Annotated in this window: 9 protein-coding genes and 2 pseudogenes; 7 read left to right on the top strand and 4 right to left on the bottom strand. The window is 67.7% G+C overall.

The window, feature by feature from the left end; genetic code table 11:
* From BM436_RS16570 to BM436_RS16555, 4 genes and pseudogenes are all read left to right on the top strand, one after another.
* A pseudogene (locus BM436_RS16570) lies at positions 1-190 on the top strand (D-xylose ABC transporter ATP-binding protein); the annotation flags it as partial.
* Positions 187-1,179: an ABC transporter permease gene (locus tag BM436_RS16565; protein WP_093556634.1), complete on the top strand. Its 993-nt coding sequence runs from the start codon at positions 187-189 to the stop codon at positions 1,177-1,179. The pseudogene BM436_RS16570 and the gene BM436_RS16565, both read left to right, overlap by 4 nt.
* On the top strand, positions 1,176-2,192 hold the full coding sequence (locus tag BM436_RS16560; RefSeq protein WP_093556633.1) for an ABC transporter permease: 1,017 nt from the start codon (positions 1,176-1,178) through the stop codon (positions 2,190-2,192). Before BM436_RS16565 ends, BM436_RS16560 begins: the two co-directional genes overlap by 4 nt.
* Complete coding sequence (locus BM436_RS16555) at positions 2,189-3,568, top strand: FGGY-family carbohydrate kinase (RefSeq protein WP_093556632.1); 1,380 nt, start codon at positions 2,189-2,191, stop codon at positions 3,566-3,568. Before BM436_RS16560 ends, BM436_RS16555 begins: the two co-directional genes overlap by 4 nt.
* A gap of 29 nt (positions 3,569-3,597) precedes the next feature.
* Here the strand turns inward: BM436_RS16555 and BM436_RS16550 are convergent, their stop codons facing one another.
* On the bottom strand, positions 3,598-5,139 hold the full coding sequence (locus BM436_RS16550) for a DUF1593 domain-containing protein (RefSeq protein WP_093556631.1): 1,542 nt from the start codon (positions 5,137-5,139) through the stop codon (positions 3,598-3,600).
* A gap of 168 nt (positions 5,140-5,307) precedes the next feature.
* Positions 5,308-6,516 (bottom strand): sugar MFS transporter, encoded by a 1,209-nt coding sequence (locus BM436_RS16545; protein ID WP_093556646.1) that lies wholly within the window; start codon positions 6,514-6,516, stop codon positions 5,308-5,310.
* A 270-nt stretch (positions 6,517-6,786) separates the two neighbouring features.
* Between BM436_RS16545 and BM436_RS16540 the strand changes: the two genes are divergently transcribed.
* The 3 genes from BM436_RS16540 (at position 6,787) to BM436_RS16530 (ending at position 10,210) form a co-directional block, all read left to right on the top strand.
* Positions 6,787-7,482, top strand: coding sequence for a response regulator transcription factor (locus tag BM436_RS16540; protein ID WP_093556630.1), 696 nt, complete (start codon positions 6,787-6,789; stop codon positions 7,480-7,482).
* Between the two features lie 15 nt (positions 7,483-7,497).
* On the top strand, positions 7,498-8,907 hold the full coding sequence (locus BM436_RS16535) for a sensor histidine kinase (protein WP_093556629.1): 1,410 nt from the start codon (positions 7,498-7,500) through the stop codon (positions 8,905-8,907).
* Between the two features lie 64 nt (positions 8,908-8,971).
* Positions 8,972-10,210 carry an ABC transporter substrate-binding protein gene (locus tag BM436_RS16530; protein ID WP_229490365.1) on the top strand — a complete coding sequence of 413 codons (1,239 nt, stop codon included), beginning with the start codon at positions 8,972-8,974 and terminating at the stop codon, positions 10,208-10,210.
* 12 nt (positions 10,211-10,222) lie between these two features.
* On the opposite strand, the gene BM436_RS16525 is transcribed toward BM436_RS16530, so the two are convergent.
* Together BM436_RS16525 and BM436_RS16520 are read right to left on the bottom strand one after the other, a co-directional pair.
* On the bottom strand, positions 10,223-12,025 hold the full coding sequence (locus BM436_RS16525; protein ID WP_093556627.1) for a tetratricopeptide repeat protein: 1,803 nt from the start codon (positions 12,023-12,025) through the stop codon (positions 10,223-10,225).
* 120 nt (positions 12,026-12,145) lie between these two features.
* A pseudogene (locus BM436_RS16520) lies at positions 12,146-12,536 on the bottom strand (sugar isomerase); the annotation flags it as partial.

The raw sequence follows: 12,536 nt of genomic DNA, 5'->3' as shown, positions 1-12,536 counted from the left end.
GTTGGTCGCGAAAGGCCTGTCGGTGATCCTGGTGTCGTCGGAACTGCCCGAGGTGCTGGGCCTGGCGGACCGGGTCGTGGTGATGCACCACGGCCATGTGAAGAACGTGTTCGAGCGCGCCCAGTGCACGCCCGAACTGGTGGTGGCGGCGGCGTCCGGCCTGGACCTGCCAGCGGGAGAAGCGGCATGAAACTGTTGAAATTACGCGAGACCCAGCTGGCCATCATGACCGTGCTGCTGATTTGCCTGGTCGGCCTGCGCGCGCCGGTGTTCGTGAGCGCGGCCAGCCTGGGCAACCTGCTCACCGACAGCACCTTGCTGATCATGCTGGCGCTGGCGCAGATGCTGGTCATCATGACGCGCGGGATCGACTTGTCGGTCGCCTCCAACCTGGCCCTGTCGGGCATGCTGGCGGCCATGCTGGCCGCCGCCAACCCGGGCCTGCCGCTGCCCCTCGTCGTGCTGGCCGCCATGGCCACCGGCCTGGCGCTCGGCCTGGCCAACGGCTGGATGATCGGCTATCTCGAACTGCCGCCCATCGTCGTCACGCTGGGCACCATGAGCGTGTATCGCGGCCTGGTGTTCGTCATGTCCGGCGGCGCCTGGGTCAATTCGCACCAGATGCCGGCCAATTTCATCGCCTTCCCGCTGGAGCGCCTGCTGGGCGCGACCCACCTGGTGTGGATCGCCGCGCTGACGGTGCTGGCGGCGTGGTACCTGGCTTGCCACAGCCGCTTCGGGCGCGACCTGTACGCCATCGGCAACGAGCCGGCGTCGGCGCGCTACGTCGGCATCCCGATCGCGAAACGCTTGTTCTGGACCTACGGCATTTCCGGCCTGGTGGCCGGCCTGTGCGGCTACCTGTGGGTGGCGCGCTACGCGGTGGCCTACACCGAGATCGCCTACGGCTTCGAATTCACCGTGATCGCCGCCTGCGTGATCGGCGGCATCAGCATCGCCGGCGGTTCGGGCACCGTGGCCGGCGCCCTGCTCGGCTCCCTGTTCCTGGCCGTGATCGGCAACGCGCTGCCGGTGGTGAAGGTGTCGCCGTTCTGGCAGAGCGCCCTCACCGGCCTGGTGATCCTCACCGCCGTGCTGATCAACGCGCGCGGCAACAAGTCCGCCGGCCGGCAGATCCTGCCGCTTCACCTCGTCAAACCCACCCGGAGCGCGGCATGAACCCGCCAGTCCCTGTCACTCCCGCGAGCACGTCGCGCTACACCATCCACGACCGGCCGGCCTTCGCCCTGCGTTCCCTGCTGGGCCGCTGGGAGACCCTGCTGGCGCTGCTGCTGCTGACCGCCTTCGTCGTCAACAGCGTGCTGCTGCCGCACTTCCTGGACCTGTACAACCTGGCCGACGGCACCTTCAACTTCAGCGAGAAGGCGATGATCGCGCTGCCGATGGCGCTGCTGATCATCTGCCGCGAGATCGACATCTCGGTGTCCGGCATCCTGGCGCTGTCGTCGGTGGCGATGGGCATGGCGATGACGGCCGGGCTGCCGCCGGAGGCGCTGCTGTTCGTGGCGCTGGCCACCGGCACGGCCTGCGGCTGGATCAACGGCTACATGGTGACGCGCTTCGCGCTGCCGTCCATCGTGGTCACCATCGGCACCGTGTCGCTGTTCCGCGGCCTGGCCAGCGTGGTCCTGGGCGACAAGGCCTACACCGGCTACCCGCAGGTCATGCAGGACTGGGGCCAGGGCTACTTCTTCGACTTCATCCCGCGCGAGTTCGTCGTGCTGCTGGTGTTCGCGGCCCTGTTCGCGGGCGTGCTGCACGCCACCACCTGGGGCCGGCGCATCTACGCCATCGGCAACAATCCGGTCGCGGCGCGCTTCTCCGGCATCCCGGTGGACCGCTACCGCCTGGCGCTGTTCATGCTGACCGGGGCCATGGCCGGCCTGGCGGCCTGGTTCCTGACCGGCCGCATCGGCAGCACCCGTCCCAACATCGCGATGGGCTGGGAGCTGGAGGTGATCACCATGGTGATCCTGGGCGGCGTAAGCATCGCCGGCGGCGCCGGCACCATCGGCGGCGTGCTGCTGGCGGTGCTGACGCTGGGCACCGTCACCTACGGCCTGTCCCTGGCCAACGTGCCGGGCATTTACATGACCATCATCGTCGGCGTGCTGCTGCTCGTCACGATCGCAGTTCCGCGGCTCCTGCGCGGGAAGAAAGTAGCCAAATGACGTCTGTAGACGCCACCATCGTTCTCGACATCGGCAAGACCAACGTCAAACTGGTCTTGCTGGACGCCGCCGGCGCCATGCTGGCCGAGCGGCGCAGCCCCAACAGCATCGTGCAGGACGGCCCGTACCCGCACCACGACACGGACCGCATCTGGAACTGGATGCTGGGTGTGATGCGCGATTACGCGCGACTGGCGCGGGTGGGCGCCATCGTCCCGGTCACGCACGGCGCCACCGCCGCGCTGGTCGACGACAGCGGCCTGGTATTGCCGGTGCTGGACTATGAATCGGAACTTCCCGCCACGCAGGCCACGGCCTACGCCTCGCTGCGGCCGCCCTATTCCACCAGCTATTCGCCGGCGCTGCCGGCGGGGCTGAATCTGGGCCGCCAGTTGGCGTGGCTGGCGCGCAGCTTCCCCGCGCAGTTCCAGAACGCGCGCCATATCCTGATGTATCCGCAGTACTGGGCATGGCGCCTGAGCGGCGTGGCCGCGAGCGAGGTCACCTCGCTCGGCTGCCATACGGACTTGTGGCAACCGGCCCGCCAGCAGTACTCCTCGCTGGTGGAGCGCATGGGCTGGAGCAAACTGTTCCCGCCCATGCAGCCGGCGTGGGCGCCGCTGGGGATGCTGCGTCCCGAACTGGCGAAGGAAACCGGGCTGCCGGAAGACTGCCGCGTCCTGTGCGGCATCCACGACAGCAACGCCTCCCTGCTGCGCCACCTGGGTTCCGGCGAAGGCCAGCGCACGGTGCTGTCGACCGGCACCTGGGTCATCGCCGCGGCGCTGGGCATGCCGCTGGACGGCCTGCGCGAGGAATCGGACATGCTTGCCAACAGCAACGCGCTGGGCCAGCCCGTGGCCTGCATGCGTTTCATGGGCGGGCGCGAGTTCGGTGAACTGGCCGGCCCGCAACCCGAGGTGTGCACGCCGGACGACCTGCAACGCCTGGTCGCCCAAGGCACGATGGCACTGCCCTGCTTCTCGTCCGCCGGCGGGCCCTTCGCCGGCCGCGCCGGCGAGATCCAGGGACCCGCGCCGCAAACCGCCCGCGAGCGCTATGCGCTGGCGACCCTGTATTGCGTGCTGATGAGCGACTACTGTCTGTCCGCGCTGGGATCCGCCGGCCCGGTGGTGGTGGAAGGCAGCTACACCGGCAATCCGCACTTCGCGCCGCTGCTGGCCGCCTTGCGCCCGGACCAGGAAATCTCCTGCTCGGACGACACCAGCGGCACCACCTGCGGCGGCTGGATGCTGCACCACTGGGGTGCCCCCGTGGACGACAACACCTCGGCGGCCAAGCCCAGCGATCTGGCGGGCTGGCAGGCCTACCGTGAACGCTGGCTGGCGTCGGTGACGGCCGGGAAAGCCGCCTAGCGACCGGCCTTGGGACTGGGCGCGCCGCCTCAAGGCGTGGTGCCAGAGGCCTCCCGGTTGCGAACCCGCAGCACGATGCGGCGGTAGGAAGTCAGGCTCGGCGCGCCCTTGTCGGTGACGGCGAGGATGACATGGGCAAAGCCGGTCGCCGGACAAGGGCCCGTGTCCAGCCATTGCGGCCGGCAGGTGGCGATGGCCTTGACCGTCGCCTTGCCCCCATCGGCTTCGATCGCGATGTCGGCCAGGCCGGCGCCCGCCGTCGCGCCGGGCGGCCCGCCCGCCTCGCCGTAATGGAACCAGCTGTAAGACAAGCCATCCCCGTCCGGGTCCGAGGTGCCCGACGCGTCCATCACAAGACTCTCGCCCGCCACCAGGTCGGCTTCGACGGCGCCCACGCCGCGGCGGCCATTCACCACCACCGTCGGATGGTGGTTGGCCTGTTTGTAAGGCTTGTAAGTCCAGTCCATCCGGGCCGCGAAATCGTGCTGGAACGCGGTGCGCCAGCGCCAGATGCTGGCCTGGTCGGAGCTGCGCGGCTTGCCGTCGACGCCCGCCACGGTATCGGCCGAGGTCACGCGGGTGAACAGGTCCCCGCCTTGGGTCCAGATCGGACGCGTCTCGCCGTAGGGCTGGCGGAACACATAGCGCCCGCCCCAGCCGCCCCACGCGGGATGGCGATAGCCCTCCAGCCCATTCGGCAGCAGATTCAGGAACGCCGGGGTGTCGCCCTCCATGATGAACAGGAAGCGCGGATAGTGCTGGCCGAGCGGCCCCTTGCTTCGTATATTCGCGTCCAGCCACTGGTTGGTGACGGTGGCGCCGTCCGCGCCGTCGCCGTTGCGGTAGTAGTTGTCGCCGCTGATGCCGGTCCACGTCGCGCGCGCGTAGTCGGCGGCGTCCGCCGAGGACGGCTGGACGATATAGAACAGCCCCGGGAACTCGCGGCGTATCCACGGCCCCGCGTCGTCCTGGTCCGATATCGAATAGACCCTGAGCCTGGCCACGAACGCAGCCAGCTCCGCGGGAGTCCGCGTGGCACGCACCGAGGCCAGCGCCTCGGCCAGCGTATTGGCGCCGCCCCAAAGGCTGATCCACAGGGGCCGCTCATCGCGGCGGTCCGCCGCCTCGATCAGGCGCCGCGCGCCCGGCGACGGGGCGTCCGGCCTGATGGCCGCCATGCCATACGCGGAGGGCCCGCTGGACACCAGCGCCTTCAGCGCAGCCGCGGCCGGCCAGCCATCCGCGTGTTTCAGCAGATTGGGCCTCACCTGGCCATACGCGTCGACCAGGGCGGCCATGGTGTCGGGTCGGGTCGTTTGCCGCTGCCAGGTGGAGGTGGTGGCGACCAGCCCTTCGATGTCGAGCGCGTTCGCATACACCAGCAGCCGCACGAGCGACATCTGGTCGTCCGGCTCGTTGCCGATATCGCTCAACACGAAGATGCGCTGGCGGGCGGCGTGGCCGTCCGCGCCGCCGTCGGCCGCCTGCGCGCCGTCCGGGCCAGTGCCCACGGCCAGCAGCGCCACCGCCAAAGGCAAGGCCAAGCGCAATACCACCGCCATGCGTTTCATGTTAGCTCAGAGGCTGAGAGTTTTTCGGGCGTGCCAGAGCAGCGCGCCAGAAAGTGGCCGATCGAGGCGCAAAGCACAGCCATAGCTCGGGCTATGGCGAGCATTTGCAACGACGAGCGGGCACTTTCTGGCGTGATGAGCGGGCATGATCGAAAGACTCTCAGCCTCTCAGGCCGCGCGTTTCTCGTCGGCGTACATGCCGGCGTATTTCAGGCCGTAGTACAGGATGAACAGATAGCACGCGGCCGGCAGCAGGAAGGACATCTGCACGCCCATCACGTCCGCCATCCAGCCCTGGCCGAACGGCACGATGGCGCCGCCCACGATGGCCATGCACAGCAGGCCGGAGCCCTGGCCGGTGGCGGGGCCCAGTTTGTGCAGCGCCATGCTGAAGATGGTGGGGAACATGATGGAGTTGCACAGGCCGACCGCCAGGATGGCCCACATCGCCACCGAGCCGCTGCCCACGACGGCCAGCACGATCAACGCCACCGAGCACGCGGCGTTGAACGCCAGCGCCTTGCCAGGGCTGACACGGCGCATCACCGCGAAGCCGATGAAGCGGCCCACCATCGCACCGCCCCAGTAGTAGCTGACGTAAGGCGCCGCCACCGCGGCGGTCATGCCGGCGATATGGCCTTCGCCCAGGAAGTTGATCAGGAAGGAACCGATGGCCACCTCGCCGCCCACGTACAGGAAGATGGCGATCGCGCCCAGCACCAGGTGGCGGTGGGACATCAGCGACACTTCCGTGCCGGCTGCCGCGCTGCGCTCGGCGATGCGCGGCAGCCGCGCCACGGCGAAGAACACGGCCAGGGCCAGCAACGCGCCGCCCAGCGCCAGGTATGGGCCCTGCACGGCGGCGGCTTCCTTCGCCTTGTAGGCCAGTTGCTCGGCCGCGGGCAGCAGCGCCAGGTCTTCGATGGTCAGGACCGCGCCCGACAGGATCAGCATGCCGCCCAGTGCCGGCGCGACGGTGGTGCCCAGCGCGTTGAAGGCCTGGGTCAGGGTCAGACGGCTGGAGGCGCTGGACGCGGGTCCGAGGATGGTCACATAGGGATTGGCCGCCACCTGCAGGATGGTGATGCCGCTGGCCAGCACGAAGAAGGCCAGCAGGAACAGGCCGTAGCCGCCCAGCGACGCCGGGTAGAACATGGCGCAACCGGCCGCCGCGACGGTCAGCCCGGCGACCACGCCGTTCTGGTAACCGATGCGGCGTATCAGCGCGCCGGCCGGCACGGAGACGATGAAGTAGGCGCCGAAGAAGCAGAACTGCACCAGCATGGCCTGCACATACGTGAGGGTGTAGACGGCTTTAAGGTGGGGAATCAGCACGTCGTTCAGTGAAGTCAGCAGACCCCACATGAAGAACAGCATGGTGATGATGGCGAGCGCGCCGTTGTTGCTCTCGGAGGCGCCAGACGCGCCGCCGGCTTCCAGGGTGGGGGAAAAGTTTGCCACGATAGTCCTTGCTTGATCTTTTTAATGGAACACCGTGGCGCTCGGGCACCCGGTGCGTCTCCTTTGCAGCATGACCCTTAACGATCATTAATAAACTATAACACCACATTAATATCGCGTAAACAATTCTGGCGCAATCGGCGGCCCGATGTGGCGCCGCCATTCATTTATTGTTAAACTTCACCGATGAACATACTCCTGGCCGAAGACGACACCATCCTCGCGGACGCGCTGACCGCACAGCTGCAGGGCGCCGGTTACAAGGTGGAGCACGCCCCCAACGGGCCGGTGGCCGAATACCTGCTGCTGCGCCAGCCCTTCGACATGGCGATCCTGGACCTGGGCCTGCCCATGGTGGACGGCTTGACCGTGCTGCGCCACGTGCGCGCCACCAACCAGCTGATGCCGGTCATCGTGCTGACCGCGCAGGACGGCCTGGAAAGCCGTGTGGCCGGCCTGGACGCCGGCGCCGACGACTACATCACCAAGCCCTTCGATTTCCCCGAATTGGAAGCCCGCGTGCGCGCCCTGCTGCGCCGCGCGACCGCCGCCAGCGCCACCGCCGAACTGGGCTTCGGCAACCTGGCCTTCGATCCCAAGACGCGCCGCGCCAGCGTGGCCGGCGAGCCCATAGAACTGAGCCCGCGGGAGTGGACCTTGCTGGAGCTGCTGCTGGTGAACCGCGACAACGTGGTGACCAAGGAGCAGATCGCGCAGGCCTGGACCAGCGACGGCAGCGGCCTTGGCGCCGGCAACGCCACCGAGGTCTATATCCACCGCCTGCGCAAGCGCCTGGAAGGATCGGGCCTGGACATCCGCACGGTGCGCGGCCTGGGCTACCTGCTCGAGGCCGAGAGCAAGACCCCGCCCCGCGCGGGCTGATCCCGTCCCGCGCCCATGGTCTCGCTGCACCGCAAACTGCTTTTGTGGCTGCTGCTGCCGCAGCTGATCCTCTGGCTGGCGGGCGGCGTGGCCACTTACCGCCTGGCCGCCAGCTACGCCAACCGCGCCATCGACGCCAGCCTGGCGCAAACCTCGCGCACCTTGCTGCGGCAGGTGAAACCCATCGACCAGGGCTTGCTGATCGACTTTCCGCGCGCAGCGCAGGACGTGCTGGAGGCCGACCCCAACGACCGGCTGATGTACACGGTCAGCACTCCGCCCGGCCGCTTCATCCTCGGCAACGGCAACCTTCCGCCCCCGCCGCCCGCCGCCAGCCAGCAACTCGACGTCCCCTATTTCTACGACGCCAAGGTGGCGCCGCAGCCCGGCGCCACCGGCGCGTCCAAGCAGATGCGCATCGCCGCGCTCTACGTGGCCTTCGGCGACATCTCCTCGCCCAAGCAGACCATGCTGGTGCAGGTGGCCCGCAGCAGCGCCAACCGCGAGGAGCTGGCGCGCGCCATCCTGGCCGATACGCTGCTGCCGCTGTCGGCGCTGGTGCTGTTGATGAGCATGATCGTATGGGCCGGCATCCGCGCCGGGCTGGCGCCGCTGGCGCGGCTGCGGCGCGAGGTGGAGAGCCGCGCGCCGGACGATCTCACGCCGCTGAAACTGGACCTGGCCCCGGTGGAACTGCGCTCGCTGGCCGGCGCGCTGAACGACTTGCTGGCCTCCGTCCAGCACCAGGTTGGCGCCCAGAAGCGCTTCATCGGCGACGCGGCGCACCAGCTGCGCACCCCGCTGGCCGGGCTGAAAAGCCAGACCAGGCTGGCGCTGGAGGCGGCCACCGACGACGACCAGCGCAGCCGCCTGGCCCTGGTGCACCAGAGCGCCACCCGCAGCGCCCACCTGGTCGCCCAGCTCCTGACGCTGGCGCGCGCCGAGCCGGGATCGGCGCCCGTGCTGGAGCGCACCCAGTTCGACCTGCGCCGCTTCGCGCAGGATATCGTGGTCCAACTGGTGCCGCGCGGCCTGCGGGCCGGCGTGGATCTGGGTTTCGAGGACGACGAGGGTGCGGAACCCGTCCCGGTGCAGGCCAATTCCCTGCTGCTGCGGGAAGCGCTGACCAATTTGATCGACAACGCCATCCAGTACGCCGGGCATGGCGCGGAAATCACGGTGAAGGTGAGGCGCGACGGCGCGAGCGCCCTGCTGGTGGTGGAGGACGACGGCCCGGGCATTCCGGAGGCGGACCGCGCCCGCGTGTTCGAGCGCTTCTTCCGCGCGACCTACCAGGGCGACGGCTGCGGGCTGGGGCTGGCCATCGTCAAGGAGATCGTCGAGCGGCACAGCGGTTCCGTCACGCTGGAGGAAGTCCAGCCGCATGGCTTGCGGGTGTTGATCCGCTTGCCGCCGGAAGCTTAACATCGGCGTTAATATTTCAAGCAGGGGATCAGACATGCGAAGTTCACTCCGGCGTAGCCTGGCAATGATGCTGGTAGCCTGCCCCCTGCTCTCGACGGCGGCGGGCGGCGAAGTCGAAGTCCTGCATTTCTGGACCAGCGGCGGCGAAGCGGGCGCGGTGGCCAAGCTGAAGGCCACCCTGCGCAACGACGGCCACACGTGGAAGGATTTCGTCATCGCCGGCGGCGGGGGCGGCCAGGCCATGGTGCTGCTCAAATCGCGCGTCCTGTCCGGCAATCCGCCCACGGCGGCGCAGATCAAGGGCGCGTCGATACCCGAATGGGCCCGCACCGGCACCCTTTCCAGCATCGAAGGCGTGGCCGCGGCGGAGAAATGGGACCGGCTGCTGCCGAAGATCGTCAGCGACACCATGAAACACAAGGGCGTCTACGTCGCCGCGCCGCTGAACGTGCACCGGGTGAACTGGCTGTGGGTGAACGCCAGCGCCTTGAGGAAGGCCAACGCCAGGTTCCCGGCCACGTGGGAGGAGTTCTTCGCGGTGGCCGACGCCATGAAGAAGGCCGGGATCGCGCCCATCGCCTACGGCGGCCAATCCTGGCTCGACCTGGGCGCCTTCGAAAGCGTGGCGCTCGGCGTGGGCGGGCCGGACTTTTACCGGAAGGCGTTCATGGAGCTGGATCCCTCGGCGCTGAACAGCCCTCAAATGGAAAAGACGCTGGAGACCTACAGGCGCATCAAGAGCTACATTGGCCGGAACGCGGTCGGCGGCGACTGGGTGCGCGGCACGTCGATGCTGATCAAGGGCGAGGCCGGCATGCAGTTGATGGGGGATTGGGCCAAAGCCGAGATACAGGCCGCCGGCATGAAGCCGGGGATAGACGTGCTTTGCGGCGCGACGCCGGGTTCGGCGAACGCGTTCACCTTCAATATCGATTCCTTCGCCATGTTCCAGGTCAGCGGGGAAAACAGGGCGGCCCAGAACGACCTGGCGCGCGCCGTCATGAGCAAGGACTTCCAGGAGACGTTCAACCTGGCCAAAGGCTCGATACCCGTGCGGATGGACGTGAAGATGGACAAGTTCGACGAATGCGCCCAGCGTTCAAGCCAGGATTTCAGCAAGAGCGCCAAGCGCGGCGCCCTGCTGCCCAGCCTCGCCCACGGCATGGCGCAGCCGTCCCAGACCGTGGCCGCGATCTGGGACGTGATCAGCCAGTTCTGGAACCAGGACCGCATGACCGCCGCGGAGGCGATGGCGAAGCTGACGCAAGCCGCCAAGGCGCACGCGGCGGCTCCGCCCAAATGAACCCCCTCCGCCCTATTTCTTGCTGGGCGCGACGAAGTGGGTCTTCTCGGACATCGGGTTCGAGAGCCGCATCGTTTCCAGGTACTTGCCCATATCCTCGATGCCGGCGTTGTATTCCACGGTCTGCATCAGGTTTTCACCGGCGACGGTCCATTCCTTGAACGCGCCGCGCTGCGCGGGCTCGCGCCGCATTTCCGCGGCGAGGTCGGCGCGGGTGACGCCGGCGCCCAGGCGGGCTTGCCAAGCCTTCGCCCATTTGGCCATTTCCGGATCGCGCGCGTTGTGGGCCAGCACCGTCAGTGCGTTGTCCGCCTCCGCCGAGCGGCCCAGATAGGCGTAGGACAGCGCCGCCGAGCGGGCGTAGGTGTTGACCTCGTGCCCGTACCGCCAGGCGGCGACGGCGGCTTCCAAAGTCTGCTTGTCAGGCGGGCCCGCGGCGCGCAGACCGAGCTGGTGTGCCGCGTACGCCGCCTCGGGCGACCTGGGGTTCAAGACCCGGGCGCGCGCCAGTTGCGTGGCCGCCGCTTCGAGATACGGCGCCGCCTCGGCGTCCTTGCGTTGCGCCGCCAGGCGCAGGTTCGCCAGGCCCAGCAGGTAGGCGGCCTCGTGGCTGCTGGCGTCCTTGCGCGCAGCGTCGGCCAGGTGTGGCAAGGCATCCTCCGCTTTGCCCCAGTCCACATGCGCCCTGCCCACGGTGAGCCTGGCCGTGTCGTTGTTCGGCACGCCGCCGGGGTGCTGGCTGACTGTACGCAGCAGCGCCTGGCCGGTCTTGGCGTCCGGGCAGGAACGCAGGCCGGCATCGGCCAGCAGGAAATCCGTGGACGACTCGGGCAGGCTGGTGAAACTTGGCTGCGCGGACGGCAGGTCCGGCATCTCCAGCTGCAACACCTGTATGCCCTTGAGCCGGTAGCGCCACATCGTGTCGCCGATGTCGGCCCCCTTCAATTCAAAAGCCTCGTCGAGCGCCTTGCCGGCCGGGACTTCCTGGTGCACCAGGTTCAGATACTTGTCGCGGCGCGGCAGATTGTCGTTGGATGACAGCATGTAATGCGCCAGCAGCCAGGATTTGGCTTGGTACTCGAGGCGCACGGCCGGCTCGTCCGAGGACGCCGGGTCCTTGGCTTCCTTGGGCTCGAAGATGTCCTGGTACGTCAAGCGGTGGCTGCGGCCCTTGTCGACAAAGTAGACATACCGGGCCACGCTGGGCGGCACCCTGCCGATGGACATCTGATTGTCGGAGAAGCGGATGGTGGAGAAGTATTGCGCGAACCCGTCGATATAGGACGACGGTGTGCGGATATCGGTGTACCGGTAAAGGAAATGCCGCGCGTAGGCCTCGAAGGCGTACGACAGGCTGTTGTTGAGCGTGGACGTGGCCAGTTGCTCGTTGTTCAAGCCGGCGATGCGTTCCAGGTGGACGCCGTATCCCTGTACGCCGCCGGCGCAGCTGTTGTAGAGCCCAACGGCCTCTTCCGGCTGGCCGGAAACGGCGTCGTTGAAACCGCCGATCCGGTCGTGGTAGTACAGCGTCATTTTCTGCTGGCTGACAGCCCCGGCCTGGAAATCCTTGGTGTAGATGCGCAGCACGTGGTCCAGCTTTTCCAGGTTTTTCAGCAGCTGGGTGACGTCGGCGTTGCTGGTATTGGAGAAAACGATGAAATGCTGGCTTTCGGCCTTGAACCACGGGGAGGCGTTCTTATAGCCCTTCACGGCCACGCTTTGCGTTGGCGTCGCGGCTTGTTGGGCGTTGACGCTCGCTGCGCCGCACAGCAGGACCGCGGCGGCCAGTCCCGCTTCTTTTAAAAAATAACCCATCGGTATCGTCGCGAAAAATGTTAATTCATAAACATTAACATGAAACCGTTTTCAGCACAAACATTCCCCCGCAATACGCCAGACACAAGACGCAAGGCCGGTTCCGGCCTCGCACAATGTTTAAACGATGCCGCTGCTGCTGGCGCCGGCCTTGGGCGGACGGCGCACGGCCGCCTGCTCGCGGTAGCCCGAAGCGCGGTACAGCGCCACCGGATCGGCCGCGCCGCCGGAACGCACGCGTGCCATGGCCAGGATGGCGCTGACGTCGGTGCGGTAGGCGTGCTTCAGCGCCTGCGCCGATTGCAGCGCGTCGTTGTTGTCCTGGTGTTGCTTCAGCGCGGCGCGGTCCACCAGCGCGGCCTGCACGAAGGCGCGCTGCACTTCCACGGCGCTGCTCATCAGGCTCTCGATCGGATCGGTGACGTTGTGCGACTGGTCCAGCATGTAGGACGGGGCGAAGGCCGCGCCGTCGCGCTGGGCCGCGTCGGCCAACTCGTTGAAGACCAGGAAC

Origin of the sequence: Pseudoduganella namucuonensis (assembly GCF_900116645.1) — a bacterium.
Lineage (GTDB): Bacteria > Pseudomonadota > Gammaproteobacteria > Burkholderiales > Burkholderiaceae_D > Rugamonas > Rugamonas namucuonensis.
The sequence above is the reverse complement of the archived record's forward strand: the minus strand, read 5'-3'. Positions and strand labels throughout refer to the sequence as shown.

Excerpts from the sequence above, each read along its gene's own strand:
- BM436_RS16565 (WP_093556634.1), top strand. The coding sequence starts at position 187 with ATGAAACTGTTGAAATTACGCGAGACCCAGCTGGCCATCATGACCGTG.
- BM436_RS16560 (WP_093556633.1), top strand. The coding sequence starts at position 1,176 with ATGAACCCGCCAGTCCCTGTCACTCCCGCGAGCACGTCGCGCTACACC.
- BM436_RS16555 (WP_093556632.1), top strand. The coding sequence starts at position 2,189 with ATGACGTCTGTAGACGCCACCATCGTTCTCGACATCGGCAAGACCAAC.
- BM436_RS16550 (WP_093556631.1), bottom strand. The coding sequence starts at position 5,139 with ATGAAACGCATGGCGGTGGTATTGCGCTTGGCCTTGCCTTTGGCGGTG.
- BM436_RS16545 (WP_093556646.1), bottom strand. The coding sequence starts at position 6,516 with ATGCTGTTCTTCATGTGGGGTCTGCTGACTTCACTGAACGACGTGCTG.
- BM436_RS16540 (WP_093556630.1), top strand. The coding sequence starts at position 6,787 with ATGAACATACTCCTGGCCGAAGACGACACCATCCTCGCGGACGCGCTG.
- BM436_RS16535 (WP_093556629.1), top strand. The coding sequence starts at position 7,498 with ATGGTCTCGCTGCACCGCAAACTGCTTTTGTGGCTGCTGCTGCCGCAG.
- BM436_RS16530 (WP_229490365.1), top strand. The coding sequence starts at position 8,972 with ATGATGCTGGTAGCCTGCCCCCTGCTCTCGACGGCGGCGGGCGGCGAA.
- BM436_RS16525 (WP_093556627.1), bottom strand. The coding sequence starts at position 12,025 with ATGGGTTATTTTTTAAAAGAAGCGGGACTGGCCGCCGCGGTCCTGCTG.